Source organism: Microbacterium sp. BH-3-3-3 (assembly GCF_007679045.1).
Taxonomy (GTDB): Bacteria; Actinomycetota; Actinomycetes; order Actinomycetales; family Microbacteriaceae; genus Microbacterium; species Microbacterium algihabitans.
The window spans coordinates 496,652-521,923 of sequence record NZ_VEFS01000001.1; the positions used below are offsets into that span (position 1 = coordinate 496,652).

Below are 25,272 nucleotides of genomic sequence, written 5' to 3' on the forward strand. Positions count from 1 at the left end.
TACGCGAGCGCTCCCTCAGCCGATCGGGATGCCCGGGATCTCGGCGAGAGCCGCGCGGACGGCGGGGGCGAGACTGCGGGCGTATGTGCCGGTGAGGTGGTTGTCGTCGAGGTAGACCGCCACGTTGCCGATCGCGGCCCGGCAGCGCCCCTCGGGGCAGAGGTACTCGGTGAGATCGAGCAGTGAGACGTGCGGATCGTCCGCGAGCGCGATGGCGGGGTTCGCGGGTGCCTGAACCGTCGCGAGGTCGCGGCCGCACTCGTCGGGGGTCTGCTCCAGGCAGGTGTACATGTCTTCGTGGAACCGCGGGTTGTCGCGCATGAGCAGCACCTCGGTGCCCGAGGCGACGACCCCGTCGATCACGCGACCCAGCCCCGCCGGGACGCGCTCCTGATCGGACTCGGGCACGGCCTTGGTGCCGATGAACATCGCGACGGCCGCGGGGAGGGCCACCGTGTACGCCGCGGCTGCGGTGCGCCACTCGCGGCACTCGTCGTCGGCGTCCTCGTCGGGGGCGAGCGAGCACCCGCCCTTGAGCAGGGCGACGACGTTCCAGCCGTCGTCCTGCAGCACCGGCAAAAGGGCGCCCAACCACTGCTGCGCGTGCGAGTCGCCCACCGCGATGAAGGTCGGGGCCGCCGGGTCGACGACCGTCTGCACGCACGACCCGTCGAGACGATCGTCGTCCGGCGCGAACGCGTCGTCGCACGGGCCGTCGAGGGCGATCCACTCGTGTTCGAGCTGCGTGCCCAACGGCGCGAGGGGGGCGTCGTCGTCGGCCCGGGCGTCGGTCCAGGGCATCAGCACCTGTGCGCCCGGGTTGGCCTGGGGGCTGACGCCGGCGGCCTGCACAGCGGATGCCGCCTGCCACGACGCCAGTGGAAGGGCGACCACGAGCAGCGAGACCACGACGAGCCGTGCGTCGCGAGGCGTGGAGGTGCCGATGCCGCGCGCGACCGCGCGGACGCCGCGCGTGAGCAGCCATGCGGCGACGAGCGACAGCGCGATCACGACCAGCCCCTCCGCGATCGACACGCGCGTGGAGTCGACGAGCACCATCGTGGCGACGAGGATCGGCCAGTGCACGAGGTAGAGGGCGTAGGCGATGCCGCCCACCGCCGTGACGGGGCGCGAGGCGAGCAGCGCGGACGCCCCGGCCGGACGCTCGGCGCGACCCGCGACGATGAGGGCGACGGCGGCGAGGGTGGGCCACAGCGCCGCCACGCCGGGGAAGCCCGCGCCCACGTCGAGCACGAGTCCGCAGGTGACCAGGGCGACGACGCCGACCCACCCCAGCACCAGGCCGAGCACGCGACCGACGTGAAGTCGCGGCACGATCAGCGCGGCGAGCGAGCCGAGGGCGAACTCCCACAGTCGGGCCCAGGTGTCGAAGTAGGCGGCCTGCTGCGCCACCGTCGTCACGACGACGGAGTAGGCGAACGAGACCGCGAACACGGCGCCGAAGAGGATCGCGAGGACGCGGCGGACGGACCATTGCATCCTGCGGGCGAGCACCGCACCCGCGACCAGCAGCAGGGGCCACAGCACGAAGACCTGACCCTGCACCGACAGCGACCAGAAGTGCTGGAGCATGCTCGGGAAGGTCTCGGTGCGCGCGTAGTAGTCGACGGCCGCCTCGGTGAGCGCCCAGTTCTGCCAGTACGTCAACGACGCCCACGCCTGCTCCCAGACGGCTCGCCATTGCGAGCTGGGCAGGGCGAGGGCGGCGAAAGAGAGCACGGCGGCGATCGTCAGCGCGGCCGCGGGAAGCAGTTGGGCGAAGCGCCGCGCCCAGAAGGTGGGCAGCGTCGCGAGCGACAGGGTGTCGGCCCGCCGCAGGAACGACCCGGTCAAGAAGTACGCCGACAGCAGCAGGAAGACGTCGACCCCGCCCGAGACCCGGCCGAGCCAGACGTGGTACACGACCACGAGCAGGATCGCGAAGGCCCGCAGGCCGTCGAGGTCGGCGCGTCGACCGTCCACCGTCGGGCGCGCACGCTCGGTGCGGCGGGAGGTCGTGTCGACGGAGGGCGTGGTCACGGGGCACCCAGATGCGCGGCGACGGCGTCGCCCGCCGCGGCGTAGCCCTCACGGGTGGCGTGCACGCCGTCGACCGTCGACGCGGGCACCCAGGTGCCCTCGGCCGTGCGCGAACCCGTCCAGGGGTCGAAGAAGTCCCAGCCGCGAGCGGTCGCCTCGGCGCGCAGCTCGGCGTTCAGCGCGGTCGCTTCGGTGGCGAGGGCGTCGAAGGGGGCGATGGCCAGCACCAGCACCTCGGGTGCGTCCACGTGCGCGGCGATGGCCGCGAGGTTCTCGCGCACGGTGTCGGTCGCGACCCCGGTGGCGAGGTCGTTGGTGCCCGCCATGACGATGAGCTGGTCGACGTGCGGGTCGAGCGCCTCGACGCCCGTGCGCATCGCGCCCGTGGTCGCCCCGTCGACGGCCCACCCCTCGACCGGGGCGAACGCGCCCGCCGGCAACCGGGAGGCCCAGGCGTCGCCGGACTGCCGCCCGATGGCGAACGTGCCGCGGAAACCCGTCGAGTTCGAGTCCCCCACCACGAAGACGCTGCGAGGAGCGGGCGACACCGAGGCCCCCGATTCCGCGGTTGCAGATGCCGTCGGACCCGCCGTCGCGGCGCAGCCGGCCGTGACCGCTGCCATCAGCAGCAGTCCGACGGACGCGAGAACCCTCCTCACGCCAGCTGGTTGTTCCACATCGACAGGGCCGAACCGATCGCCATGTGCATGTCGAGGTACTGGTACGTGCCGAGACGGCCGCCGAAGTACACGTCGCTCTCGCCCTTGGCCAGCTCGCGATAGGCCAACAGGCCGCTGCGGTCGTCGGCCGTGTTGACCGGGTAGTACGGCTCGTCTTCGCGCGTGGCGAAGCGCGAGTACTCGCGCACCACGACCGTCTTGTCGGTCGGGTACCGGTCGGCGCGCTCGGGGTGGAAGTGCTTGAACTCGTGGATGCGCGTGTAGGGCACATCGGCATCCGCGTAATTCATCACGCTCGTGCCCTGGAAGTCGCCGATCGGCAGCACCTCCTGCTCGAAGTCGAGCGTGCGCCACGACAGCTCGCCCTCGGCGTAGTCGAAGTAGCGGTCGACGGGTCCGGTGTAGACGATCGGCACCTGACCCACGGTCGCCTTCTTGTTCAGCGGCTGCGACTCGTCGAAGTAGTCGGTCGACAGCTTGACCTCGATGTTCGGGTGATCGGCCATGCGCTCGATCCACGCGGTGTACCCGTCGACGGGCAGACCCTCCCACGTGTCGTTGAAGTAGCGGTTGTCGTACGTGTAGCGCACGGGCAGGCGCGAGATGACCTCGGCGGGCAGGTCTTTCGGGTCGGTCTGCCACTGCTTCGCGGTGTAGTCGCGGATGAACGCCTCGTACAGGGGGCGGCCGATGAGGGCGATGCCCTTCTCCTCGAGGTTCGCGGCGTCCTTCGCGTCGAATTCACCCGCGAGTTCATGCACGACGGTGCGTGCCTGGTCGGGCGTGTACGCGGCCTGGAAGAACTGGTTGATCGTGCCGAGGTTGATCGGCAGCGGGAAGACCACGCCCTTGTGCGTCGTGTACACGCGGTGCACGTAGCTGGTGAAGTCGGTGAAGCGGTTGACGTACTCCCACACCGTCGGGTTCGACGTGTGGAACAGGTGGGCGCCGTACTGGTGCACCTCGATGCCCGTCTCGGGCTCGTCCGCCGAGTAGGCGTTGCCGCCGATGTGGTGGCGACGGTCGATGACGGTCACCTTGCGGCCCGCGGCGGCGGCGCGCTCGGCGATGGTCAGGCCGTAGAAGCCGGAGCCGACGATGAGTAGATCCATGAGAAGAATGAGCTCCGAAGACGTGGCGGTGGGGCCGCGGGAGCGGCATGAGGATTCTACCCGGGGGGCGTCGGAGACCCGTCGTCGATCGCCCGGGCGATGTCGGCGGCCAGCAGACGCACGTAGACGAGGTTGAGGTGGTCGGCGTCGTAGTACACCGGCACCCCGCCCACGCTGGCGAGGCACTGGGTGTCGGTGCAGAAGCGGTCGGTGAGGTCGATCAGCCCCACCTGGTCGACGCCCATCGCGTTCGCCGCGACGACGAGCGGATCGGTGGGCTGGGCCTGCGCGCGCGGCACCGCGCAGGCGGCGGGGTCGGATCCGTTGATCGCGAGGCAGTCCGGATCCCGCACGGCCCCGTTCAACGGCGGGTCCGCGAGCACCTCGACGTCGGAGCCCGCCGCGCGCCAGGCCGACCAGTCCGCGCTGAGCCCCTCGGTGAACTGCTCCTCGACCGACCGGCCGGACCCGTCGTCGAGCGTGTCGGCGCGGGCCGCCATCGAGGTGAACACGCGCGCCGGGCGCTCCGCGACGATCGCGTCGGACACGCCGCGCGACCAGTCGCGGCAGCGCTGCGCGTCCTGAGGCGCCCAGGGCCCGCGGAATCCGACGAAATCGACGTCGGCGACGGGGCATCCGCCGTAGAAGCTGATCGTCACGTCCCAGCCGCGCTCGCGGGCGAGGTCGAAGATCGCCCCCTGCCACTGCTGCGCGTGCGAGTCGCCGACGAGCCACACGTCCTCCGTCGCCTCACCCGACGGGGTGAAGTCGCACTCGCGGGTGGTGAGCAGTCCGTCGTAGCTGAGCTTGGGCAGCAGCTCGCCGCACTCGGCCGGGGTGTAGAAGTACTCGTTCGCCGCGGTCATGGTCGTGTCTTCGGGCGCCGCGAACGGATCGCATCCGGCGGTCGCGAGCGCTGCGGGACCGGTGCAGGTTCCGACCTCGATCTCGGCCTCGGGCGAGTCGCGCGCCGCCGAGACGGTGTACCCGACGAGCAGTCCACCCGCCGCCAGCGCGACGACGACGATCCCCGTCACCATGAGCAGCATGCTGCGCCGCACGCTCTGCGCCCAGAAGCGCCACTTCTGCCCCGGGTCCTCGACGAGCGCCTTCGTCGCCCAACTCAGCACGAGCGCGACGGCGAGGATCCCCAGGTCGACGATCCACGTGCGCGGCATCGACAGGGCGAACGGGGCGATCACGATGAGCGGCCAGTGCCACAGGTAGAGCGAGTACGAGATCCCGCCGAGCCACTGCACGGGACGCGAGCCCGACACGATCGAGTGCCACGCGCGGTCGCGCCCTCCGGCGGCGATGATGAGCGCGGTGCCCACGACCGGGACGACGGCGGCGATCCCCGGGAAGGGGGTCGTCTCGTTGTAGACGACCGCCGACACGGCCACGGCGATCGCCCCGACCGCCACGATCGCCCCGCGCGTGCGGCGACCGAGTGTCAGCCGGTGGGCGGTGAGGGCCACCACCGCTCCGGCCGCGAACTCCCACGCCCGCGTGAAGGTGACGAAGTACGCCTGACTGGGCATGACCATCGTGAACCAGACGCTCGCGCCGAGCGAGAGGACGCCGACGGCGACCACCGCGACGATCACCGCCCGCCGCAGCGTGGTCGCGGCGAAGCGAGCCGTCAGCGCAGCGGCTCCCAGCAGAACCAGCGGCCAGAGCAGGTAGAACTGCTCCTCGACCGACAGCGACCAGTAGTGCTGCACGGCGCTGGCGGAGTCGTTCAGCGCGGAGTAGTTCACCGAGAAGCCCGCCAGGGCCCAGTTCTCGACGTACCCCGCACTCGCGAGGATCTCGATCGCGTTGCGCTGCCACCGCGGGTACGGCAGGAACACGGCCACGAGCGCGGCGGTGGCGGCGAGCACGAGCAGGGCCGCCGGGAGGAGGCGGCGGATGCGCCGGGCGTAGAACTGCCCCAGAGCGATGCGCCCCGTCTTCGTCAGCTGGTCGACGAGGTGGCTCGTGATGAGGAAGCCGGAGATGACGAAGAAGACGTCGACGCCGACGTATCCCCCGGTCAGCCCGTGCGGCCGCAGGTGATTGACGACGACCAACCCGATCGCGAGCGCGCGCAACGCCTGGATGTCGGGGCGGAACGAGGATCTGCCTCGACTGCGCCGCGTGGGCGTCTGTTGCGGCGTGACCGCGGGGGTCGGACCGCCGCTCATCTCAGGACAACCCGCTCACGTAGGTCTCGAGGGAGGTGTCTGCGGGTGCGGGGGTGTAGCCGGTGTTTTCGAGGGTGGTGGTATCGAGGATGCTGTTGCGGGGGCGGGGGGCGATGGGTCCGGTGGCGGTGGCGTAGTAGTCGTCGGTGCTGACGCCGGTGACGCGGGCGGGGTCGTGGCCGGTGAGGGCGAAGACCTGTGCGGCGATCTGTGCCCAGGAGCGGGGTTCGCCGGCGCCGGTGAGGTTGTAGGTGCCGTGGGGGGCGTGGGTGTGCAGGAGGTGGCGGATGCCGCGGGCGAGGTCGTCGGTGAAGGTGAGGCGCCCGATCTGGTCGTCGACGACGCGGGGGTCGATGCCGCGGGCGGCGAGGGAGGCCATGGTGCGCACGAAGTTGTTGCCGTCGCCGATGACCCAGCTGGTGCGGAGGATGTAGTGGCGCGGGACGGTCGCGGCGAGGGCGTCGCCGGCGGCTTTGGTCTGTCCGTAGACGCCGAGGGGGCGTACCGGGTCGGTCTCTGTGTAGGGGCCGGTTTTGGTGCCGTCGAAGACGTAGTCGCTGGAGATGTGGACGAGGGTGAGGCCGTGGGTGGTGGCGATGCGGGCGAGGGCGGCGACGGCGGTGACGTTGGCAGCCCAGGCGTCTTCGCGGCCGTCGGGGGTTTCGGCGGCGTCGACTTTGGTGTGCGCGGCGGCGTTGATGATGGTGTCGTATTCGCGCCAGCGGCGTGCGGTGCCCAGCTCGGGTGAGGTGAGGTCGAGGTCTTCTCGGGTGGCGTATTCGATCCAGGGGTGCTCGCCGAACTCCGCCCGCAGGGCCCGGCCGAGCTGACCGCTGGCGCCGGTGATGAGGGTCTTCTTCGTCGGCATCGGCACCACCTCCCCCAGACGGGGGTGGTTCTTGTCTTTCGCGCTGATCTCGACCTCATCGAGGGGGATGGGCCAGTCGATGGCGGCGGTGTCGTCGGCGAGGTTGAGGAAGGTGTAGGTCGCCTCGGGTGACCAGTGGTCGTTGACGAGGTAGGTGTACGCGGTGTCCGGCTCGAGGGTCTGATAGGAGTTGCCGACGCCGCGGGGCACGAAGATCGCCTTCGAGGCATCGAGTTCGGTGGTGAACACCGCGCCGAAGGTGTCGCCTTCGCGCAGGTCGACCCAGGCGCCGAAGATGCGGCCGGTGGCGACGGAGACGTATTTGTCCCAGGGTTCGGCGTGGATGCCGCGGGTGGTGCCGACGGCGTCGTTGAAGGAGATGTTGTTCTGCACCGGAGCGAAATCGGGCAGCCCGATGGTGTCGGCGGTCATCTTCTCGCGTTGCCAGTTCTCTTTGAACCAGCCGCGGGAATCGCCGTGCACCGGCAGATCCAGCACGATCAACCCCGGAATGGGGGTCTGGGTGACGGTGAGGGCCTTACCGAACGCGGTCGCCACTGTCACTGTCCCTTGCTGGCGTAGAACGCTTCGACGCCGTCTTTGGCGGGCGCCCACCACGCCTCGTTCTCGCGGTACCAGTCGATGGTCGCGGCAAGACCCGACGCGAAATCACCGTAGGTGGGGGTCCAACCCAACTCAGTGCGGAGTTTGGTGGAGTCGATCGCGTAACGCAGGTCGTGACCGGGACGGTCGGTGACCAGGTCGTACGCGTCAGCGGGGTGCCCGGTGATCTGCAGGATCATCTCCACCACGCTCTTGTTGTCTTTCTCCCCATCGGCACCGATGAGGTAGGTCTCACCGATGCGGCCTTTGTCGAGGATGGTGAGCACGGCGGAGGAGTGGTCGTCGGCGTGGATCCAGTCGCGCACGTTCTCGCCCTTCCCATACAGCTTGGGGCGGATGCCGCGCAGCACGTTCGTGATCTGGCGGGGGATGAACTTCTCGACGTGCTGGTAGGGGCCGTAGTTGTTGGAGCAGTTGCTGATGGTGGCCTGCACCCCGAAGGAACGCACCCACGCCCGCACCAACAGATCCGACCCCGCCTTGGTGGAGGAGTACGGGGAGGAGGGGTTGTAGGGGGTGTTCTCGGTGAACCGGGCCGGGTCATCGAGTTCGAGGTCGCCGTACACCTCATCGGTGGAGATGTGGTGGAAGCGCGTCTCGTGACGGCGCGCAGCCTCCAGCAGCGTGTAGGTGCCGATGATGTTGGTGTCCAGGAACGGACGCGGATCGTGCAGGGAGTTGTCGTTGTGCGACTCCGCGGCGTAGTGCACCACCGCATCCGCCTCCGCGACGAGGGGGTCCACGACGCCCGGGTCGGCGATGTCGCCCACCACCAGACGCACCCGATCCTCCGGGAGACCGGCGAGGGAAGCCTTGTTGCCGGCGTAGGTGAGCTTGTCCAACACCGTCACGGTGTGATCGGTGTATTCCACGACGTGGTGGACGAAGTTGGATCCGATGAACCCGGCACCGCCGGTGACGAGAAGGTGCGCCATCAGCGGCCTCTTTCCAAAATCTCCAACAGGTACGACCCGTACCCGGACTTCACCAACTTGTGCGCACGCTCGGCGACCTCGTCATCGGTGAGGAACCCCTGCCGCCACGCGACCTCCTCGGGCACCCCGATCCGAAGGCCCGTACGCCGCTCCATCGTGCGGACATAATCCGCGGCATCCGTCATCTGATCGAACGTGCCCGTGTCCAACCACGCCGTCCCCCGCGGGAGGACCTCCACCTGCAGCTTCCCGCGACGCAGGTACTCGGCGTTGATGTCGGTGATCTCGTACTCCCCCCGAGGAGAAGGAGCGAGGTTGCGGGCGATGTCAATCACGTCGTTGTCGTAGAAATACAACCCCGGGACGGCGTAATTCGACTTCGGGGACGCGGGCTTCTCCTCCAGAGAAACCGCCTTGCCGTCGTCGTCGAACTCGACCACCCCGTACGCCGAAGGCTCCGCCACCCAGTACGCGAACACCGCGCCACCGTCGACGTCGGCGTAGCGCTTGAGCTGCGTACCCAGACCGGGACCGTAAAGCAGGTTGTCGCCCAGGACGAGGGCGACCTTGTCATCGCCGATGAAATCGGCACCGATCGTGAACGCCTGCGCCAACCCATCGGGCGACGGCTGCTGAGCGAACTGCAGGTTCACCCCGAACTGCGACCCATCCCCCAGCAACCGCTCGAAGAACGGCGCATCATGCGGGGTCGTGATCACCAGAATCTCGCGGATGCCGGCGAGCATCAACGTCGACAACGGGTAGTAGACCATCGGCTTGTCGTACACCGGGATCAACTGCTTCGACACGCCCAAAGTGATCGGATGCAGACGCGTGCCGGAACCCCCGGCGAGAATGATGCCCTTCACGCGTCAATCGTGCCACAGCGGTCGCAGCCGCCCCGGCAGCGGGGCACGTGACGACCCGCCGAGTGCTCATATATCACCAGTCTCTCGGTTCACGGTGGTATTCACCCGTCACGTCCGTCACAATAAGGCGGGTGACCGAACGCATCTCCGGCCTGGCCGCGCGCATCTTCACGGCCTCGCTGGCCACGATCGCGCTCGTGGCATCTCTCGCCCTCGCCGGCGCGCCCACCTCGGCGTCCGCGGCCGACGCCGCGGTCGCGGCCCCCCAGGCGGCCGTCTCGGCCATCGACCTGCGCCCCGCCGCCGACATGTCGCTCTTCCGACCGGGCAACATCATCTCGGACGAGGTCTTCTTCGACTCCACGACGATGACCGAGGGACAGATCGACTCCTTCCTCAAGGGCAAGGTGTCGAAGTGCCAGTCGGGCTACACCTGCCTGCGCGACTTCCGGCAGAACACGGCGACCCGCACGGCCGACACCTATTGCGACACCTACACCGGGGCGTCGTCGGAATCCGCCGCGCGGATCCTGTCGAAGGTCGCCACCGCGTGCGGTCTCAACCCCCAGGTGCTCATCGTCATGCTCGAGAAGGAGCAGGGCCTCATCACCCACACGTGGCCGTCCGACTGGCGCTACACGATCGCCATGGGGCAGGGCTGCCCCGACACCGCGGCGTGCGACACGCGCTACTACGGCTTCTTCAACCAGGTCTACGGTGCGGCCCGCCAGCTGAAGATCTACTCGCAGAACAAGTACTTCACCTACTACGCCCCCGGCAAGACGTGGAACATCCGGTACAACCCGAACGCCTCGTGCGGCTCGTCGCCGGTGTACATCCAGAACCAGGCCACGGCGAACCTCTACTACTACACGCCGTACCAGCCCAACGCCGCGGCGCTGCGGGCCGGGGCCGGGGAGGGCGACTCGTGCTCGGCGTACGGCAACCGCAACTTCTTCCGCTTCTTCACCGACTGGTTCGGCAGCACCACCACCCAGCGCGGCGCGGCCATCACCCGCTTCTGGCAGGACTCCGGCGGCGCGAGCGGCTGGATCGGCGGATCGACCGGCGCGATGACGGAATGGCCCGGTCGCGGGTGGTCGCAGCGCTTCGAGAACGCCGACCTCTACCTCAAGAACGGCACCACCGCCGTTCAGGCGACCGTCGGCGGCACGCGCACCGAGTACCGCGCCGTCGGCGAGGCGAACAGCGGCCTGGGTTGGCCCGCGGGCGCGGTCTCGCGCGCCTTCGGCGGCTGGTACCAGGACTTCGACTCGGGTCGCATCTACGTCCGCCCCTCGGACGGGCGCGGGTTCGCCGTGGCACCCCCGATCAGCGACACGTACGAGAAGGCCGGAAATGTCACGGGCACCCTCGGGTGGCCGTCGACCCGGGCCTACTCCTTCTCGGGAGGCGCGCGGCAGGACTTCGCCGGGGGCAGCATCTTCCAGGGCCCCACCGCCACCACCGCCCTCAGTGCGGCGTGGACGACGGTGTACACCAAGGCGGGCGGAGTCGCCAGCGTGGGCTGGCCCACCGCCGTGGCCAAGGTCGACGCCGGTCAGTACGTGCAGTTCACCGCCGGGCTGATGCTGCGCACCAGCGCGAACGACCGCTTCACGGTCCGCGGCGAGATCTACCGCGGCTACGCGGCGGCCGGCGGCATCTCCGGCGCGCTCGGCGCCCCCATCAACAACGAGAAGGCCACCACGGGCGGCTTCATGCAGCGCTTCGAGGGCGGCTCGGTCTTCGCCACGACCAGCGGCACCTTCGCCGTGACGGCGCTGTCGAAGGCGCTCACGGCCGCCGGGACCAGTTCCACGGTCGGTCCCCCGACCGGTCCACAGGTCGGCTCGAACGGGTCGTACTCGCAGGACTTCGGCGCGACCACCCTCACCACCTCGAAGAGCGGCAACTACGCCGTGGCCGGGGTCATCGGGCGCCAGTACCGTTCGCTGGGTGCGGCGAACAGCTACCTCGGCGCCGCGGTGGGGCCCGAGAAGAAGGTGGCCGGCGGGGTGATGCAGCAGTTCCAGGGCGGTCGCATCTACTGCAGCACGTCGACGACCGTCGACGTGCCGGCCTCGATCGTGACGCCGCTCGATGCCGCGGGTGGCGTGCAGGGTCGCCTGGGCATGCCGACGGGCGCCTTCCAGACCACCGAGCGCGGCAAGAGCCAGAGCTTCCAGGGCGGCGAGGTCTGGGTCAACGCGGACCGCTCGGCCTCCGGAGCGATCGTGGGGGCCATCTTGAACACGGCTCGCGCAGCGGGCGGCTTCGCCGCTCTCGGCGCCCCCACCTCTGCCGAGCGTGAAGAGGCGTCCGGCTGGATCCAGCCGTTCGAGTCGGGCGTGGTCACCGTCGCGCGCACCGGCTTCGCCACCGCCGTCACGGGCGCGGTGTGGAAGAACTACCGCGACAACGGCAAGGTCGACGCCTACGGCTTCGCGACGGGTCCGCTCGCCACCGTCGCGACGGGGTGGAAGGCGCAGCCGTTCGAGAAGGTCACGGTCTACGTCGGCTCCTCCGCCACGTACGTCACCCGCGGCTACATCCGCACGGTGCACCTCCAGCAGGGCGGCGCGGGCGGCGTCCTGGGCATTCCGGTCAAGAACGAGTACGCGACGGCCGGCGGCTTCCGCCAGGACTTCACGGGCGGCAGCATCCTCGTGTCCGCCAAGGGCGGCTTCGTCACCCGCGGGGCGATCCGGGCAGAATGGCTGCGTCGCGGGGGTGAGAAGGGCTCGCTCGGATGGCCGATCGAGAACGAACGCTCGGGTGACGGTCAGTGGTCGCAGCGGTTCGAGAAGGGCACGCTCGTGCTCAGCGCCGACGGTTCGTTCCGCGTGCAGTGACGCGGGAGCGCACGGGCCCGGTTGATAGGCTTCAGGCACCATGACCCGTCCCGCTTCCTCCGTGCTCGTCATCGTTCCCGCATGGAATGAGGAGCAGAACGTCGGCACGACCGTGCGCGAGATCCTCGCCACGGGTCGCGACTACGACGTGGCCGTCGTCGACGACGGATCGATGGATGCCACGGCCGCCGTCGCCCGCGAGGCCGGCGCGATCGTGCTGTCGCTCCCGTTCAATCTCGGCGTCGGCGGCGCGATGCGCACCGGCTTCACCTATGCCAAGCGCATGGGCTACGAGCGCGCCATTCAGGTGGATGCCGACGGTCAGCACAACCCGGCCGACATCGACCGCGTGCTGGCGGGCCTCGAGACCGCCGACATCTCCATCGGTGCGCGCTTCAGCGACGTCGGCGACTACCAGGTGCGCGGACCCCGCAAGTGGGCGATGAAGCTGCTCGCGGCCATCGTGTCGCGCGTCGCCAAGACGCGCCTGACCGACGTCACGAGCGGTTTCCGCGCCGCCGGCCCGCGCGCGATCGAGCAGTACGTGCGGTACTACCCCGCTGAGTACCTGGGCGACACGCTCGACTCGCTCGTCGCCGCCTGCCACTCCGGCCTCACCGTCACCCAGGTCGCGGTCGCGATGCGCCCGCGCGCCTTCGGACGCCCCAGCCAGGGCGCCTGGGGATCCACGGTCTACCTGCTGCGTTCCGCGTTCGCGCTGAGCCTGGCCATCATGCGACGACCCACCGGTCGGGAACGGGGGCCGGTGTGATCGTGTTCTTCGGCATCGTGCTGGCACTCGTCCTCATCGTCGTGGTGCTGGCGCTCCTGCTCACGCGCCGCCTGCGCGAGAAGTACGCGGCGCTGTGGCTGGTCATCGGCCTCGGCGTTCTGGTGCTCGGCATCTTCCCGCAGCTGCTGCAGGGACTCACCCGCGTGCTCGGGGTGGAGCTGCCCGCCAACCTCCTCTTCGCGATCGCGATCGTGCTGCTCCTCGCCGTCGCCCTGCACCTGTCGTGGGAGCTCTCCCAGGCCGAGGACGAGATCCGGCGCACCGCCGAAGAGGTGACGATCCTGCGCACGCAGCTCGAGCACCTCACCGCGCGCGTCGACGCGCTCGACGCACCCTCGTCGCCGCGCGCACCCGAGCCGACGACGCCGGAGCGTCCGACGCCGGGTATCGAGCAGACGGGTGTCTGACTCCCCCACGCAGGCTCCCGCGAACGGCGGCGGACTCACCTGGATCCTCGGTGCGACGGTGGTCGCCGGCGGCCTCGGGTACTTGATCCAGGCCGCGGTCCCGGCGTTCCTCACGGGTGAGCAGTACGTCGTCTTCAGCGTCTTCTGGTCGGTCGTGTATCTGGTCGTCTCGGGTCTGGCCGGCGTGCAGCAGGAGACCACGCGCGCGTCGCGCTCGAGCGACACGGGTCGGGGGTGGCCCATCCTCCGGCGCTTCGCGTCGATCTACGCGGTCGGGGCGGCGCTGGTCATCGCCGCGTCCGCGTTCTTCTGGGCGCCGCGCGTGTTCGGCGACCACGCCGTCGCCCTCGTCGCCGCGCTCGCGGCAGCCGCGGTCGGCTACACCTTCGTCGCCGTCATCAGCGGGGCGCTGTACGGCGTACGCGATTGGCGCGGCGTGGCCGGCATGACGGTGACGGATGCCGTGCTCCGCGCGATCACGGTCGGTGTCGCCGTCGTACTGGGCCTCGGCGTCGCCGTGACCGGATGGGCCGTCGCCCTGCCCTTCGCCGCCGCGGCCGCGATCCTGTGGATCGTCACGGGGCGCGGCATCCGGAACCGCGTCGAGGTCGACGCGACGCTTCGCGTGCTGCTGCGCCAGAGCCTGCAGACGGTGGGGGCCTCGATCGCCACGGGCGTGATGATCTCGGGACTGCCGTTCCTGCTCGGTCTCGCTCCGCTGGGCGTCGACGCCGCTCTGCTGGCCTCGCTGATCCTCGTCATCACGCTGACGCGCGCCCCGCTGGTCATCCCCCTGCTCGCGCTGCAGAGCTATCTCGTCGTGACGCTCCGCGACCACCCGGCGCAGGCGCGTCGACGCGTGCTCACGTGGGGGGCGGGCCTGCTCGCCCTGACCGCGGTGCTGGCCGGGCTCGCGGTGTACGTGGGTCCGTGGGTCGTCGGCCTGCTCTACGGCGACCGGTACGAGCTCCCCTCCGGCGCGTACGCCGCGATCGTCGGCAGCGCGGGCCTGACCGGGCTGCTCTGCATCACCGGACCCGCCGTGCTCTCGGCGCAGCGGCACACCGCCTACCTGGCGGGCTGGGCGACGGCATCCGTGGTCACCGTGGCGATGCTGTTCGTGCCGATCGACGGTCTGACCCGCGTTCTCGTCGCTCTCGTGGCCGGACCGATCGTCGGCGTCGTCGTGCACGCCGTCACCATCGCCCGACGGCGCCCGACTGCTACCGCGTGAGGCCGAGGGCGGCGTCGAAGCTCGCCCGGGTCTCGCGCGCCGTGCGCTCCCAGGTGAACTCCGCCGCGCGAGCGAGACCGTCGACGCTGAGCCGCTGACGCAGGTCGGCGTCCGAGCAGACCTCGTCGATGGCGGCGGCGACGGCGCGGTCGTCGCGGGCGTCGAAGTAGCGCGCTGCGGGCCCGCCGACGAAGCGGTGCACGTCGATGTCGCTGAGCAGCACCGGCACGCCCGCGCCCATCGCCTCGAGCGTCGGCAGCGAGAACCCCTCGGCGAGCGACGGGATCGCGAGGGCGGTCGCGGTCGAGTAGAGCTCCACCACCTCGGCATCGTCGACCCATCCGCGCAGCTGCACCCAGTCGTGCATGCCGGTTGCGTCGACCTCCGCCGTCAGCGGGTCGTCACCGCGCCCTCCGGTGATGATCACGCGGGGCCGGCGCTCCGCCGGGATCAGCGCGATGGCACGGATCAGCGCGCCCCAGTTCTTGTGGGGGCGACGATTGCCCATCGCCAGGATGAACGGCCCCGCCTCGCCCGCGCGCGATCGATCGACGCCGGTCGGTGAGCTCCCCGCGAGCGGCACCACGTCGAGGGTGTCGCGGGGCACCCCGAGGAAGCGCACGATCTCGTCGGCCGAGGTCGGGCTGATGGTGACGATGCGCGCCGCGTTGCGGGCGGCGACCTTCTCCATCCACTTCACCGGTGCCGTGTACAGCGGGGTCGACATGTACTCGGGGTGCGACCAGTAGAGCATGTCGTGCATCGTCACGACGGTCGGCATCGCGGTTCGACGCGGGCCGAGGGTCGCGGGGGCGTGCACGAGGTCGACGCCCTCGGCGCGGGCGGCGCGGGCCACCTGGGTCAGCTCGCCCCACGCCCACTGGAATCGGTTCTCTCCGCTGATGCCCGATTCGATGATGCGACCGGGGAACCACGAGCGGTCCAGCGTCGCCCCCTCGCGGCTCAGATAGCCGATGTACTCGTAATCGTCGTCGAGTTCACCGAGGGCGCGGTACAGGTCGCGGGTGTAGGTCTCCATCCCGCCCTTGGTACCGGAGTAGGACAGCAGGTCGACGAGCACGCGGGGCACGATCAGCCAGCCTACGTCAGGAGCGCTGCGCGTCGCGGGCGGCTCCCGCGGCAGCCCCCGGCACGGCGGCGGGGCGCACCCACCGCATGGCCCGGCGCTCGACCAGGATCCAGCTCAGGTACGCCAGCGCGAAGGTGAGCACGACGGTGATCAGGATGTAGAGCGGGAAGAACATCGACGCCCCGGCCACCAGGACGACGAGCTGCTGCACCGGCCACGCGTAGATGTAGAAGCCGTACGACACGTCGTTGCGCGCGATCCACCGCGGCTGCGGGATGACCGACGACAGCCAGAGCAGTCCGTACGCGAGGAAGGGCGCCGCCGCCTGTCCGCCCCAGCGCGGCACGAGGAAGATCAGGGCCAGCGCGACGGCCAGAGCCCCGATCGCGACCCACGCGTTGATACCGGCGCGCTCGACGATGAAGAAGACGAACGCCCCGCCGAGGAAGAACGGCGCGAGCTTGGCGAGGAGGAAGAAGCTCTCGTCGAGCCCCCACCGCTGCGCGAACTCCACACCGATCCAGATCAGCAGGCTCACCACGAACGCGACGCCCGCGAGCCACGGCGACCGGCGGAACACGGCGAGACCACCCAGCAGCCAGACGAGCACGTAGCAGCAGAACTCGTAGAACAGCGTCCACAGCGACCCGTTCCACGCTCCCGGATAGGGCACCGACTGCAGCGTCGTGCCGATCGAGTAGTGGTCGATGTAGAGCGTGATGTTGCCCCAGATGTACTGCAGCGGTGTGAGGGGCGTGCTGAGGAACCCGGCGAGGGTGCCGTGCTCGATGACGGCGGCGACCGGCGCGAAGACGAAAGCGGTGACGACCAGGCACACCACGAAACCCGGGAAGATGCGGGCGATGCGGTGCAGGAGGTACTCCCCCGGCGGCGTGCGCAGGCGGCTGCGCGTGATCAGGAAGCCCGAGAGCACGAAGAAGCCCGCGACCGCCCACCCGCCCAGGTTCTCGCCGTGCAGGTGCGGGCCCTCGCCGCGCCCCGCGATGTAGAACGCGTGGGCGACGAGCACGAGCGCGGCCAGGATCAGCCGGAACAGGTTCAGGCTGTTCGCACGATAGGGGTACGGCGTCCCGCGCAGGGCGGTGGCGACGCTCACTTCAGGAGGTTTCGCGAGGCCATCTCGTCGAGCGAACGCTGGTAGCTGTCACCCTCGACCGGCTGGGTGAGGACCCACTGCACGAACTGCTCGACGCCGTCGCGGAACGACACCGACGGCGTGAAACCGAGGTGCTGCTGCAGGGCGGTGGTGTCGGCGAAGTTGTGACGGATGTCGCCGAGGCGGTAGTTGCCCGAGACGCGCGTGGGCACCTCGGTGCCGAACGCCGCGAACAACGCCGAGACCACGTCGTGGACGGTGGTGGCCACACCCGAGCCCACGTTGAGCACGTGCCCGCCGGCCGCGTCGTGGGTCGCGGCGAGGAAGGTGGCCTCGACGACGTCGTCGATGTAGACGAAGTCGCGGCTCTCGAGGCCGTCTTCGAAGATGTTGATCTCTTTGCCCTGGCGGATGAGGGTCGAGAAGATCGAGAGGATGCCCGTGTACGGGTTCTTCAGCGACTGGCCGGGGCCGTACACGTTCTGGTAGCGCAGGGCGACCGGCTGGATGCCGATCGTGGGCGCGACCGTCATGATCAGCGACTCCTGCATCTGCTTCGTGATGCCGTAGACCGACGAGGGGTGCAGGCGGGCGTCCTCCCCCGTGGGGATGAGCTCGAGGGCGTCCTCGCCCTCGACGTGCACCTCGAAGTCTCCGGCGGCCATGTCGGCGTCGGCCCGGTGCGAGGGGTAGACGGTGCGGCCGTCGGCGGTGCGGTACGCGCCCTCGCCGTAGATCGACCGCGACGACGCGATGACGAGGCGGTGAACGTCGTTCTCTTCGTTCGTCAGCAGGTCGAGCAGCTTCGCGGTGCCGCCGACGTTGGTCTCGACGTAGCGGTCGATCTCGTACATCGACTGGCCGGTGCCGGTCTCGGCGGCCAGGTGCACCACGACGGTCGCGCGCGCCAGCGAGCGACGCAGGTCGTCGGTCGAAGTGACGGTGCCCTGGATGACCTCGACGTCGTCGGCGATGGAGCGGAGCATCGGCGACGTGGTCGCGGGGTCGTCGCCGTGCACCTGCGGGATGAGCGCGTCGAGGACGGTCACGGTGTGCCCCGCGTCGACGAAGCGCCGCGCGAGTCGTGAGCCGATGAACCCGGCGCCGCCGGTGATGAGCACGTGATCGGGCAAGAGTTCTCCTGGAGTTCGGTGCGACGGGAGGCCGACGCCGCTCAGAGCGCGAAGATGTGCGCGACGGTCGATTGTATCCCGGCACTCGTTCCGTGCCGGATGACCCCGGGCAGCTCGGCGAGGCCGTGCAGACGCGACATCACGCGCACGCGCGCCGTGTTCGCGGTGCGCGACCAGCCCTTCGCGGCGGCGAGCTCGCGGGCGGTGCGGTAGTACGCGCGCTCGTCGCGGAAGCGTCGACCGTCGAGCAGCGTCTTCTGCGACGCGCTGGCGCCGTGACGCCGGTACGAGAACACCAGCTTGGGGTTGTAGGCGAGCACTCCCCCGTCGAACGCGATGTCCATGAGCAGGGCGAGGTCCTGGATGATCGGCAGTCCCTCGCGGAAGTCGATGCGTCGCAGGGTCTCGGTGCGGAACGCGAGCGAGGGCCAGTACAGCCAGTCCCCGCGGATCAGGCTCGTCGCCATCGCCTCACCGCGCAGCACCGCGATCGCTCCGTCGCCTCGTCGGCGCGGCGCGAGCAGCCCCGTCTTGACGCGATCGACCAGCGGACGCACGACCGTGCCGTGCTCGTCGATCACCTGCGCGCCGGGCTGGATGACATCGGCATCCGGAACCGCCCGCACGGTCGAGCGGATCACCTCGAGGTAGGTCGGGTGCAGAAGGTCATCGCATCCGAGGATCACGAGGTGCTCCGACTCGGCCCGACGGATCGCCTCGCGGTAGTTCTCGGTGATGCCGAGGTTGTGCTCGTTGCGCACGTAGGTGACGCGGGGATCGACGATCGCGGCGAAGTGCGCGGGCACCGACTCATCGGGATAGCAGTCGTCGATGACGGTCAGCCGCCACGACGGATCCGTCTGCGCGAAGACCGACTCCACCGTGTCGAACAGCAGCTGCGGGTCGCCCCAGAAGGGCACGATGATGTCGATCGGCTCGACGGCGTCAGCGGCCACAGGCGGTCACCTCGTAGAGACGGGCGGTGCCGACGGAGTCGACCAACCGCAGGGACGGCGATTTCGCGGCGCCCGCGAAGCCGGGGAACGAATGGGTCGCACCGTGCACCTCGTGCGTACCGAAATCGAGCAGATAGTCGACGTCGGTGGCCTCCACCGCCGGGCACACGCTCGGGTCGTCGTCGGCGTCGACCAGGTCGTCGTTGACGACCTGCATGTCGGGCGAGACGTCCATGAGCAGGTGGGGCATGAGCACGCGCCGGTCGGCGAGGGCGTAGGCCAGCCCCGTTCCCGTCCACGGGTTGCCCGCGATCACGGCGTCTTCGGGCACCAGCTCGGGGAGCTTGTCGATGAGGGCGAGCTCGTCCGTCGACACCAAGGCCGAGTCGGGGGTGACGCGGTAGCCTCCCGACGCGCCCACGACCGCGTCGCGCACGGCCACGAGCTGGCTGGCACCGACCACGACCACCGCGACGGCGACCAGGGCGGCGACGGCGGCGCGCGGAGTCATCGAGGTGCGCTGCACCAGACGCGCCAGCACGGCGGCGACGACAGCGACGCCGTAGGCCGCGAGCGGGATCGCGATGAGCGGGATCAACGCGGCCAGACGCGGGGCGTTGTTGTACCAGGCCGCCGTCAGCAGATCGCGGAAGTTTCCCCAGGGGAACGCGGATGCCGCGATGTACAGCACCGCGAACACCACCAGCGTCACCAGGGCGTACACCTCGATCAGCCGGCGCGAGCGGACCGCGGCGATGACGCCGATCCACATCAGCACGGCGAGCACGATGGGCACGGCTCCGCCCGACAGGCCGAGCGTGGCGACCTCGCCCATGGCCTGACCGAGCGTCTCGGTGATGGGCCACCCGCGCGCCTCGAGCGGCGGGCGCAGGATGCGCCAGGCGACGAACGCGACGACGAGCCAGACCGCCGAGCCCGACAGCACGAGGATCACCGCGCGTCGCGCGGGTCGGGTGCGCAGGTAGGCGAAGACGGCGAAGAGCAGCGCGAGCGTGCCCGCGAACAGCCAGCCCACGAACGCGCCGGGGTGGAACAGCGCCAGGCCCGGCAGCGAGCCGACGAGGAAGAGAACGACGACACCGCGCGACGCGCCGTTCTCGGGCGCGCGCAGGCCGAGTGCCGACAGGGTCACGGCGAGCACCGCGGGAAGGGCGCACACCGCGAGGAAGAACGGGTACAGCACGCCGTAGTCGATCATCAGCAGCGGGAAGGCCGGAACCCCGGCCGCCAGCACGCCCGCGGCCGCCAGCACGACGGGGCGACGACCGAACAGGGTGGCCGAGAGCAGCACCACGCCGGCGGGCCAGACGAGGGCGGCGCCGGCGATCATCACCGCGTTGGAGGCGACGGGGATGGAGCAGCCGACGAGCTGCACGACGAGAGCGACGCTCGCGTGCCACCCGGCCGGGTAGAACGGCACGCCGCCCGAGGGGCTCGTCATCTGGCCCACGTGCAGCGGCGAGGCGTTCTGGGTGTCGAGGATGAAGCGCGTCGCGTTGAGGTGGAAGACGTTGTCGAAGCTCTGCGAGAAGTCGCTGGGAGCGCCGACGACGTACACGAGCTGCGCGGTGAGCAGCACCGCGCCCACGACGAGTCCGCCGATCGTCGCGACCGACGCCCACGGAACGGAGACGGCGGATACCGAGCGCCCGGCGCGGAAGAAGAAGCCCACCACGGCCGCGATCGCGATCACCACGACCGCCACGATCAGCACCGGCACGCTCGACCACGGCATGCCGATGAGCGGTGCCACCACGGAGGCCAGACCGATGACGGTCAGCGACGCGGGGGCGGCGACCGCCCACGCGAGCAGTCCGCCCAGACGCGCGGCGCGCGCGGCGGCGTAGCCCGGCACGATCAAGAGGGCGGCCGCCACCAGCAGGGCGGGGACGGCCGCGAACCACTCCCCGATCACGCGGCCGCTTCCTCCGCGAGCTCGCGCTGCGGGCGGCGCTCGGGGTACTCGATCTTCGGGTTGAACCCGATGCCCGCGAACAGGCGGCCGAGGAGCTTGGCCCGCAGGGGCAGCGACACGCGTCCGCGGTGCAGGCTGACGAACAGGCGCGCACCGAACTCGAGGAAGTACAGCAGACCGCGGTGGTGCAGCTGGTACGACGCCTCGTTGCGCACGCCGTACGCGAACTTCCACACGCTCTTGGCATCCACCATGCTGAAGTTCACACCGCGGTTCTCACCCATGTCGTGCACGACGACGCTGTCCATCACCTGCACGCCCGGGCACCGCCGCGTCAGGCGCAGGGTGTACTCGCGGTCGTCGAACCAGATGAAGTAGTCGCGGTACGGCAGGCCGTACTCGGCGATCGCCCAGCGCGGGATCAGCACGCTGACGAACGAGCAGGCCGTGACCATGACGTTGGACTGCCCCTTGACGAGCAGACGCGCCCAGTCCCACGTGGGGACGGGGTTGTTCATCTCGCAGATGTTGCCGTCGATGTACTCGACGACCGAGCATGCGAACGGAACGTCGCCGCCGAGCTCCGCCACCGACTGCTCGAACCCGCGAACGAGCGCCTCCAGCGCCTGCGGGCGGGGGTAGCAGTCGTCGTCCATGATCCACACGTGGTCGGCACCCGAGGCGTACCCGTGCACCATGCCCTCGGCGAAGCCACCGGCGCCGCCGGAGTTCGTCGCCATCGTCACGACCTCGTAGGGCAGCCTCCACTCGCGCTCGAGCAAGTACGCCGCGGTGCCGTCGGTCGAGGCGTTGTCGATGACGAACACCTTCGCGGGTGCGTGCGTCTGCGCCTCGAGCGAGGCGAGCACCGTCTTCAGCTTCTCGAGTCGGTTGAACGTGACCACGACTGCGGCGACCGTCACCATGAGCCCACCTCCTGTGCGAACCAGCTGCTCGCCGTCTGGGCGGCCAGGAGCCGCTTCTCTGCTTCTCGTTCGTCTGTCCACAGCTGGCGGCGCGCGTCTTCGTCGGCGGCGAGCCAGCGCACCTTGTCGGCGAGACCCGCCACGGCGCGGTGGACGTTGCGCGGCACGAGGGCGCGCGCGGGGACCAGGTCGGACTGCGCGCCCACGTCGGTGGACACCACCGGCACACCGTGCGAGATCGCCTCGAGCGTGGTGAGGGTCAGTCCCTCGTTGTGGGAGGTGACCACGAGCAGGTCGCTCTCGGCGAGGGTGTCGTCGACGGGCACGCGCGAGGAGCGCCGCTCGATGCGGTCGACCAGTCCCTCGTTGCGGATGATGTCGTCGATCCAGGCCGACATGTCGCCGTCTCCGTGCAGGATGAAGCGCATCTCGGCAGCGGCGTCGCCGAGGCGGTTGACCATCTCGACGAAGACCTCGGGGGCCTTCTGCCGCGCCGTGCGTCCCACGAAGGCCACCGTGAAGGGAGTGCCGTCGCGGCGCGGGCGGAACTGCGCGTCGCGGGGGGCGACGGTGAGGCCGCCGAGGGGCGCCATGACGACCTTCGAGGCGGGCACGCCCTGCACCTGCGTCATCCACCGCTTCAGCGACGGGGAGATGACGTGGTGCGCGGTGATCACGCCGTCGACCATCACGCTCGAGACGGGGAAGCCGCCACCGCGGTACTCGATCACGTGCGTCGAGTCGACGATGGGGATGTCGGGGCGCGAGCGCCGGATCCAGTGCAGGCGGTCGTACAGCCACTGGTTGTGGTGCACCACGACGCCGCGGATGTCGAACGAGCGCAGCAGGCCGCGCAGCAGCTGCTCGACGCCGGGCGTCTGCGAGCGGGCGATGTGCTCCGAGAAGGGGATGATGACGGCGCCGTCGAGCTCGGCGCGCGTGATCCACGGCTGGTGGGAGTCGCGGCCGCTGATCACGATGGGGAGGAAGCCCGCTTCGCGCACCAGTCGAATGGTCTCGAACGCCCAGCGCTCGGCGCCGCCGAGTTCGAACCAGTGGATGCCGATCAGGACAGCGGGGATGGCCCCCTCTTCGGCGGGCCCGACCGGCACGATCTCGCTCGTGGCGTGATGCCCCTTGCCGGTGAACTCCTTGTCGTACTGACGACGGGCCGCCGGCTTGGCGTAGCTGCGGCGATGGCGCAGCAGCTCGAGGTCGCGCGCCTCGTCGTAGAGCAGAGGAGTGCGGGCGCGCACCGCGCGCAGAACGCGACGCAGCGGATCGCGGGCGAGGTGGCGGGGCGGGTCGAAGTCGAGGGCGGCGTCGCTCGAGACGTAAAGGTGGCGCTGCGGCAGATCGATCATCGCGTCGGCGACGGCCTCGGCGCGGATGTGGCGGCGGTCTTCGGGCTCGACGGTGCTGCGGAAGCGCAGGCTGTAGAGGCGCTTGCGGAAGATGCGCGACAACCCGTCGAAGGTGGCGTCGTCGGTCGTGCGCGGCTCGAGCTCCCACGTGCCGTCGTAGACGTGCGCGTCGATCTCGCGACCCGGGGCGGTGAGAGCGTGGAAGTTCAGCGCTCCGACCAGCAGTCGACGCTCTCGCTCCGACAGCTCGGTGGGGACGTCCGCCTCCGCCGTCAACTGGAAGAGAGCCGGTTGGCCCAGGACGCTTTCGAGTTTCACAGCGAGGAGAGTTCTTTCTTCGTCGGGCGGGGGGCGACCCGGTGATCCTAGCAACCCACATGGGGGGCTCCCTGTGGGCGACCGGTTAGGATCGAGGGCGGCCCGTTCCGCGCCGGGGCTTCCCGCCGCCCCTCCCCCATCCACTGCCTCAAGGAGGGCAATGTCCCGCAGATCGCCCGAGCCCTCCGTGCTCACGCAACCGGGCGGAAGCGTCGGACTCCTCGACGTCTTCCGACGGCGGTACCTCCTGTCGCTGATCGTCCGCAAGGAGATCCAGATCCGCTACCGCGGGTCGGTCCTGGGCTGGCTGTGGTCGTACGTCAAGCCGCTCGTGCAGTTCGTCGTGTTCTTCCTGGCCATCGGCGTCTTCCTCGGCATGAACGGCCGCGTCGAGTTCTTCCCGATCTACCTGCTCGCCGGCAACACGATCATCACCTTCTTCAACGAGGCGTTCTCGAACGGCACCCGCTCGCTCATCGACAACGCCGCCCTGATCAAGAAGATCTACCTGCCGCGCGAGATGTTCCCGGTGTCGAGCATGCTCATCGCCGCGGTCAACACGCTGCCGCAGATCGTCGTGGTGCTCATCATCGCGATGATCTTCGGCTGGGCGCCCACTCTGCTGCACATCGGGGCCCTGCTGCTCGCCCTCGTGATCATCGCGCTGCTGGCGACCGGACTGGGGCTGCTCTTCGGAGCCATCAACGTCACCTTCCGCGACGCGCAGAGCTTCGTCGAGATCATCGTCATGTGCGCCGTGTGGGCCTCGCCTGTGATGTACCAGTGGGAGATGGTCGCCAACCAGGTTCCGCACTGGTTGTTCGTGCTCTACCGGCTGAACCCGCTCACCGTCGCCGTCGAACTGTTCCACTACGGCGTCTGGTACCCCCTCGACCCGCAGGGCGGACAGGTCCTCCCCGGCCTGCTCGCGTACTCGGGCGTCGCCGTCGTGGTCTCGCTGACCTTCCTGCTCGTGGGCCAGCTCGTCTTCCGCCGTCTGGAGGGTCGCTTTGCCCAGGACCTCTGATCACACCATGACCGAGCCGAGCGTCGTGGTCGACGAGGTGCACAAGGACTTCAAGCTGCGCCACACGCACAGCATCAAAGAAACCTTCCTCGCGGCCGTGCGCCGCAAGCCCCTCACCACCGACTTCCACGCGCTCGACGGCGTCTCGTTCTCGATCGCGCAGGGCGAGGCGGTGGCGCTGCTGGGCTTCAACGGCTCGGGCAAGTCGACCATGCTCAAGCTCATCTCGGGCGTGCTCAGCCCCGACAGCGGTGCGGTGCGCACCCGCGGGCGGGTCGCCGGTCTCATCGAGGTCGGCGCCGGCTTCCACCCCGACCTGTCGGGTCGCGAGAACATCTTCCTCAACGCCGCGATCCTGGGCATGACCAAGCGCGAGACCGAGGAGCGCTTCGACGACATCGTCGCGTTCAGCGAGATCGAGAAGTTCATCGACACCGAGGTCAAGCACTACTCCTCGGGCATGTTCCTGCGCCTGGCGTTCTCGGTGGCGATCCACACCGAGGTCGACGTGCTGCTGATCGACGAGATCCTGTCGGTCGGTGACGAGCCGTTCCAGCAGAAGTGCCTGGCCCGCATCCGTCAGCTGCACGACGCGGGCAAGACGCTCGTGGTGGTCAGCCACGACCTCGACATGGTGTCGAACCTGTGCGGTCGCGGCATCCTGCTGCGCGAAGGGAACGTGGCCTTCGACGGCGAGAGCAAGCGCGCCGTCGAGCTCATGCGCCAGTAATCTCACCCGATCGCGCGGCGAGCGTCACGCGGAGACGGCACGCGTTTCACCCCGGTGGGGACTGATCCGGAT

Annotated in this window: 20 protein-coding genes; 6 read left to right on the top strand and 14 right to left on the bottom strand. The window is 69.8% G+C overall.

Translation table 11 applies throughout. The annotated features are described in order from the left end of the window. Positions 1-15: 15 nt before the first annotated feature. The 7 genes from FS769_RS02365 to rfbA all read right to left on the bottom strand — a co-directional run bounded on the left by FS769_RS02365 (position 16) and on the right by rfbA (position 9,314). On the bottom strand, positions 16-2,040 hold the full coding sequence (locus FS769_RS02365) for an acyltransferase family protein (RefSeq protein WP_144828873.1): 2,025 nt from the start codon (positions 2,038-2,040) through the stop codon (positions 16-18). Then, positions 2,037-2,558, bottom strand: a complete 522-nt coding sequence (locus tag FS769_RS02370; protein ID WP_186325394.1) for an SGNH/GDSL hydrolase family protein — start codon at positions 2,556-2,558, stop codon at positions 2,037-2,039. Before FS769_RS02370 ends, FS769_RS02365 begins: the two co-directional genes overlap by 4 nt. 137 nt (positions 2,559-2,695) lie before the next feature. Then, positions 2,696-3,832, bottom strand: a complete 1,137-nt coding sequence (gene glf, locus FS769_RS02375) for a UDP-galactopyranose mutase (RefSeq protein ID WP_144828877.1) — start codon at positions 3,830-3,832, stop codon at positions 2,696-2,698. A gap of 56 nt (positions 3,833-3,888) precedes the next feature. Next, positions 3,889-6,018 (bottom strand): acyltransferase family protein, encoded by a 2,130-nt coding sequence (locus FS769_RS02380; RefSeq protein ID WP_144828879.1) that lies wholly within the window; start codon positions 6,016-6,018, stop codon positions 3,889-3,891. Position 6,019: 1 nt separating this feature from the next. Then, positions 6,020-7,444 carry a bifunctional dTDP-4-dehydrorhamnose 3,5-epimerase family protein/NAD(P)-dependent oxidoreductase gene (locus FS769_RS02385; RefSeq protein WP_144831800.1) on the bottom strand — a complete coding sequence of 475 codons (1,425 nt, stop codon included), beginning with the start codon at positions 7,442-7,444 and terminating at the stop codon, positions 6,020-6,022. 2 nt (positions 7,445-7,446) lie between these two features. Beyond that, complete coding sequence (gene rfbB / locus FS769_RS02390) at positions 7,447-8,445, bottom strand: dTDP-glucose 4,6-dehydratase (RefSeq protein ID WP_144828881.1); 999 nt, start codon at positions 8,443-8,445, stop codon at positions 7,447-7,449. After that, positions 8,445-9,314: a glucose-1-phosphate thymidylyltransferase RfbA gene (gene rfbA, locus FS769_RS02395; protein WP_144828884.1), complete on the bottom strand. Its 870-nt coding sequence runs from the start codon at positions 9,312-9,314 to the stop codon at positions 8,445-8,447. The genes rfbB and rfbA overlap by 1 nt, the downstream gene beginning before the upstream one ends. A gap of 131 nt (positions 9,315-9,445) precedes the next feature. On the opposite strand from rfbA, the gene FS769_RS02400 reads away from it, so the two are divergent. From FS769_RS02400 to FS769_RS02415, 4 genes are read left to right on the top strand one after another with little or no spacing between them, the layout of a single operon-like run. Further along, a complete protein-coding gene (locus FS769_RS02400; RefSeq protein WP_144828887.1) occupies positions 9,446-12,169 on the top strand; it encodes an LGFP repeat-containing protein in 2,724 nt (907 codons plus the stop codon). Between the two features lie 40 nt (positions 12,170-12,209). Continuing rightward, positions 12,210-12,941, top strand: a complete 732-nt coding sequence (locus FS769_RS02405; protein WP_144828890.1) for a glycosyltransferase family 2 protein — start codon at positions 12,210-12,212, stop codon at positions 12,939-12,941. Further along, a complete protein-coding gene (locus FS769_RS02410) occupies positions 12,938-13,369 on the top strand; it encodes a DUF2304 domain-containing protein (protein WP_144828893.1) in 432 nt (143 codons plus the stop codon). The genes FS769_RS02405 and FS769_RS02410 overlap by 4 nt, the downstream gene beginning before the upstream one ends. After that, positions 13,362-14,603, top strand: coding sequence for a hypothetical protein (locus tag FS769_RS02415; RefSeq protein ID WP_144828896.1), 1,242 nt, complete (start codon positions 13,362-13,364; stop codon positions 14,601-14,603). The genes FS769_RS02410 and FS769_RS02415 overlap by 8 nt, the downstream gene beginning before the upstream one ends. Here FS769_RS02415 and FS769_RS02420 read toward each other — a convergent pair. From FS769_RS02420 to FS769_RS02450, 7 genes are read right to left on the bottom strand one after another with little or no spacing between them, the layout of a single operon-like run. Further along, entirely contained in the window at positions 14,593-15,693 is a 1,101-nt protein-coding gene (locus tag FS769_RS02420; RefSeq protein WP_144828899.1) for a glycosyltransferase family 1 protein, read from the bottom strand. The two genes, FS769_RS02415 and FS769_RS02420, sit on opposite strands and share 11 nt — an antisense overlap. A gap of 16 nt (positions 15,694-15,709) precedes the next feature. Further along, complete coding sequence (locus FS769_RS02425; protein ID WP_144828902.1) at positions 15,710-16,810, bottom strand: acyltransferase; 1,101 nt, start codon at positions 16,808-16,810, stop codon at positions 15,710-15,712. Next, positions 16,807-17,943: an NAD(P)-dependent oxidoreductase gene (locus FS769_RS02430; protein ID WP_144828905.1), complete on the bottom strand. Its 1,137-nt coding sequence runs from the start codon at positions 17,941-17,943 to the stop codon at positions 16,807-16,809. Before FS769_RS02430 ends, FS769_RS02425 begins: the two co-directional genes overlap by 4 nt. A 41-nt stretch (positions 17,944-17,984) precedes the next feature. Next, positions 17,985-18,899, bottom strand: a complete 915-nt coding sequence (locus FS769_RS02435) for a glycosyltransferase family 2 protein (protein ID WP_230704304.1) — start codon at positions 18,897-18,899, stop codon at positions 17,985-17,987. After that, positions 18,889-20,835 carry a DUF6541 family protein gene (locus tag FS769_RS02440; protein ID WP_144828908.1) on the bottom strand — a complete coding sequence of 649 codons (1,947 nt, stop codon included), beginning with the start codon at positions 20,833-20,835 and terminating at the stop codon, positions 18,889-18,891. The genes FS769_RS02435 and FS769_RS02440 overlap by 11 nt, the downstream gene beginning before the upstream one ends. Beyond that, positions 20,832-21,761, bottom strand: a complete 930-nt coding sequence (locus tag FS769_RS02445; RefSeq protein WP_144828911.1) for a glycosyltransferase family 2 protein — start codon at positions 21,759-21,761, stop codon at positions 20,832-20,834. Before FS769_RS02445 ends, FS769_RS02440 begins: the two co-directional genes overlap by 4 nt. Continuing rightward, on the bottom strand, positions 21,755-23,443 hold the full coding sequence (locus FS769_RS02450; RefSeq protein WP_144828914.1) for a glycosyltransferase: 1,689 nt from the start codon (positions 23,441-23,443) through the stop codon (positions 21,755-21,757). The genes FS769_RS02445 and FS769_RS02450 overlap by 7 nt, the downstream gene beginning before the upstream one ends. Before the next feature lie 160 nt (positions 23,444-23,603). Between FS769_RS02450 and FS769_RS02455 the strand changes: the two genes are divergently transcribed. Both FS769_RS02455 and FS769_RS02460 read left to right on the top strand, forming a co-directional pair. Continuing rightward, the gene (locus FS769_RS02455) at positions 23,604-24,470 is read left to right on the top strand and encodes an ABC transporter permease (protein ID WP_144828917.1); all 867 of its coding nucleotides are present in this window, start codon (positions 23,604-23,606) and stop codon (positions 24,468-24,470) included. 7 nt (positions 24,471-24,477) lie between these two features. Further along, complete coding sequence (locus FS769_RS02460) at positions 24,478-25,200, top strand: ABC transporter ATP-binding protein (RefSeq protein ID WP_186325395.1); 723 nt, start codon at positions 24,478-24,480, stop codon at positions 25,198-25,200. Positions 25,201-25,272 lie beyond the last annotated feature (72 nt).